This is a genomic window from Methanohalobium sp. (assembly GCF_018609725.1).
Classification (GTDB): Archaea; Halobacteriota; Methanosarcinia; order Methanosarcinales; family Methanosarcinaceae; genus Methanohalobium.
The window spans coordinates 1-3,418 of sequence record NZ_JAHENT010000152.1 but is presented as its reverse complement, the minus strand read 5'-3'; the positions used below and the strand labels follow the sequence as shown (position 1 = coordinate 3,418).

Sequence of the window (3,418 nt, the reverse complement as noted above, 5' to 3'; positions counted from 1 at the left end):
ACCTTGTGTGCTTGGCTTGTATCCGGTTTCTCATTCATCAAGTACTGAGCAGCGTTTGAAGTGTCAGTTGCACTGTATCCAGCTACAAGAACTGCTTGTTTGCTTGTCAAATCAGAGTCAGAGTAACCTTCTATTAAGGCTTGACCTGATCCGATGTCAGTAGCTTCTGTGAAGTCTTCACCACAGGTCTTGTAGTCAACACCTAATAAGTCTGCAGCAGCTGTGTTTACACAACTACCACCAACAACAATCAAATTCTTGTCACTAACACTGTCTACTTCAGAATCAGTAACTAAGATGTCACCGATTCCACTGCCTGAGTCACTTGTTCCACCAGTACTTGAGAAGTACACATTGTATGTTGTAAGATCTTCTGTTGGTAACCAAAGTTCTACAGAAGAGTAAGCGTCAGTGTCTGCTTCGTAATAAGTTCCGAAGTCAGATAGACCGTATTCAGTATCTGTGTCACTTACTGATACATCACTAAAGTTAGCACCAGGCATAGTTCTAAGCTCTAGAACTTCGTCACTGCTATCTGCTGATACATTCACATCAAGAGTAGCTGGAGTGATTCCTTCAGAGTCAAGGTTAAATTCACCTTCTCTATCTTCTGTCATATTTATAACAGTAGAAGAGCTAGTCAAGAAAGGGATTTCTATGCTCATTCCTTCTTCTGTGAATAAGTCGGTTTTTACTGAAGCATTTGCTGCAGCAGGACCTCCGTCTCTTAAAGCGAATGTAGCGTCTGAAGCAACACCTTGAGGTAAGTCTGGAACGTATAAATCAGTGTCTCCAAGCTCTTCTTCATCAGAAACAACTACACTAGAACCACTAGATAACTCTTCAAAAACAACTTCTTCATCTCCGTTAGATCCAGAGTCACCATCATCTATCTTTGTGATTTGATAGATTAGAGTTTCTTCTGCTGAACCAGTCCCTTCATTAGTTATAAAGATACTGTCCTTTGTCACATGACTCAAAGTTCCATTGACTTTGTCTGTGTACCAATTCTCTCCAGCTATAACGGCATCACCACTACTGTTTATCTCCATTGGAGATATAGAGTACTCATTTCCGTTTCTACTTGTGAAAGAGATTTCAACAGTATCTCCTCCTGTAAGACTAACTTTTCCTTTTGTGTCAGCTTTCATTTCTGGTTCAACACTGTCAAACAACATCTTGAAACTTCCGAAAAGAGGGTCTTCTAACTCTTCTCCTATTTCAAGATAGTCTTTTTCATCTGCTTCTAAGTCATAAGGCTGTGCATGGAAAGTTATGGAATTGATTGTTTCCGTATTATTACTTCCTGCAGAAACAGATGCTTGAACACCTTCCATAGTGGTTCCATCTACTTCTATGTCTCCTCTAGTGCCATCAAGTGTATCTAAAACCCACTTCTTACTTCCAGCGAATAGTTTAACAGAAGCTGTCTTTTCAGGAATTGTTTGAACAAAGATGTCACTTACGTAAAATCCTTCTTCCTTGTCACCTGCTTCAACTTGGTATTTTTCACCATTTATTATCAATGTAGCTGTAGCAGGGCTAGCATCTGTGTTAGCTCCAGTTACTTCAACAGTATCACCGTCGATTGTTTTTGATTCACCTGCATCAATGCTAACAGTTTCAGTAGCTTCGAATAAAACAAGTTCATCACTTGACATTTGTGGGTCAAATGTTAAATCTTTTCCAGCAACAGTGAATGCCTCACTATCATCATATGCAGTAGCATTTATAGCACTAGTGAAATCCACTGTCAAACTGTATGCATCACCACTTGATTGGTCTATGTTAAGCACTGGCATTTGGTCACTAGCAGCATCTGTATTTACAGCATAGTCTTCTTCATCACTAAGTGAAGAGTATTCAACAAAGTGACTTGATAAACTAAGTTCTTGGTCATAGTCAATTTCCTCTGTTTCACCATAGTCAACAGATTGGTCTTCCAAAGTTCCATCTGCAAGGATTGTTGGAAGTTCATCTGCACCAAATTTTGTGTCTACGTCTGAAAGAGATTCTCCTAAAGTTAAAGAGTTTCCTGTCCCCTCAATAAGTTCGTATTCCTCTCCTAGACCAGAACTTGAACTAGAAGTACTTTCTATGTAGCTGTCTAAGTCTGATTGTAAATTTCCTGACACAACTTGGTCTTGATCCATAGCGTCACTACCATAAACAATTGCGTTAGAGCTTGCTACACCATCTTCTACAAATGGAGCTGGGTAACTAGCTGCACTTACAGCACCACCCATAGCCATACCAGTCATAAGAGCACCAGCAACAACAGCTGATATCTTCTTAAAATTAAATTTCATTTCTTAATATATTAACCTCCTTTCACTTCTGTGAATTATTTTGCCTAGGGCAATTATATTGTTAACCATATTAGGTTTAATATTTTATTTACCAGAGATTTCTCTCTAGTGTACAATAACAAAGTCTGTTTTCATTTAAAAAACTTACTGTATATTACAGCAATAACCCTTGTCATATAGCCGATAATCAAGGGTTTATTTATAAATCTTTCGCTATTACTTTATCAGTAACACAAATTACTAGAATTTAGCTACCAAAAGGTTTTTTAATATCCCCCACCTAAAATATAATATATTAATTAAAAAAACATATAATAAAAAAATATATTTTATACATATATATTTAGAAATCACTACCATAATAATTTTGTCGTCGGGAAAGACACAAAATAAAACTAAATAAGGAAAATTTGAAATGGCAAAAGGAAAAACAAGGGAAATATCTATAAAACAGTCTAAAAAGAGATTTTGTAAAAAATTATTTAAAACTCCTATGCTCATTATGTACATAATGAGGGACATATGTTCATAAAATGGGACAAAACAACCTGAAAATACTTGAATTATTTTTTGAATATCCTGAAAAAAATTTTACAGTCAGAGAAATATCCAAAAAAACAGGAATTCCGAAAACCACAGTACATAAAGAATTAAAAGACCTAAAATCCCAAAATCTAATAACAAAAGAAAATGAGGCCTCAGAAAGCAGATATTTCAAAATCAAAAAAATAAACTATTTCACAGAAAAAATTGTTTCTTCAGGATTAATTGAAAAACTAGTGAAAGAGATGAATCCTTCATGCATAATTCTTTATGGAAGTATCAGAAAAGGGGATTCTGTTAAAGACAGTGACATAGACATCTTCATAGAAAGCTCAATCAAAAAAATTACTGATTTATCTTATTATGAAGAAAAATTAGGACATAAAATCCAGATTTTTGTAAAATCTGATATAAATGAGTTAAACAAAAATCTACTAAATAATGTTATAAATGGAATTAAACTTTATGGGAGTTTTAAGATAAAATGACAGGAGATTTTATGAATTGGAAAGAATGCAGAAAGAAATTTGTAAGAAAAACAGAAGTAGACCAAGAAAGGATAAATT

2 protein-coding genes are annotated in these 3,418 nt (G+C 35.1%); one reads left to right on the top strand and one right to left on the bottom strand.

Annotation, left to right across the window (positions count from 1 at the left end; translation table 11 throughout):
- Positions 1–2,309 (bottom strand): hypothetical protein (locus QZ276_RS10410; RefSeq protein WP_292487762.1); only part of this gene is annotated, 2,309 nt, incomplete at its 3' end.
- A 533-nt stretch (positions 2,310–2,842) separates the two neighbouring features.
- On the opposite strand from QZ276_RS10410, the gene QZ276_RS10405 reads away from it, so the two are divergent.
- Positions 2,843–3,340, top strand: coding sequence for a nucleotidyltransferase domain-containing protein (locus QZ276_RS10405; RefSeq protein ID WP_292487759.1), 498 nt, complete (start codon positions 2,843–2,845; stop codon positions 3,338–3,340).
- The last annotated feature ends 78 nt before the right edge of the window (positions 3,341–3,418 follow it).